Genomic DNA, 565 nt, shown 5'->3' on the forward strand with positions numbered 1-565 from the left:
TGATTAATACTGTAGTCCGCTGGACTTTAATTGCTTCGTCTTCCATTGAGAGTAAATCCTAAAAGTACGTATAACGCTAAGCTTTGGGGCGCTAGCACGTGGGCTAAAATCCGAGCGAAGCGAGCCAGCCCACGTGTTAGCGTCCCAGCGACCGGAGGGAGTGCCAAGAGCGTTTTGTTAGGCGTACAAAGGAACGTACGCAGCTTTGCTGCCGCCACTAGCCAAATAGACCGCGTGTTTAAATTATTGAATTTAAGATAAAACAACCCTGTACGAAATGCCAGATGTTAACGACATTGCTGGATAAAAGAGCGAGTTTAGAATACTGATGATGTTAAATGTTGGCGTTACGGTGTTGATAAAAAGCGCGTTGCTAAAGCCGTTGAACCTACCGAAAAAGCAAGCTGTAAAGACAACCTAGCGAAACAACCTTGATGTTGGAATGTCACAGTTAAACCTACTTTTTTATGCTGTAGGTAAATGACGCCTAACTTTTCAATAACGGGCGCAGGCACGTAGGGCATAATGGCGAAGCCGCCCTGCGTGTATGCGTCCCAGCGAACGA

At 46.2% G+C, this 565-nt stretch carries 1 pseudogene; it reads right to left on the bottom strand.

Annotation, left to right across the window (positions count from 1 at the left end):
* Positions 1–347: 347 nt before the first annotated feature.
* Positions 348–565 (bottom strand): annotated as a pseudogene (locus tag J5X92_RS20895) (hypothetical protein); the annotation flags it as partial.

It is taken from the genome of Alteromonas sp. K632G, assembly GCF_017653625.1.
Lineage (GTDB): Bacteria > Pseudomonadota > Gammaproteobacteria > Enterobacterales > Alteromonadaceae > Alteromonas > Alteromonas naphthalenivorans.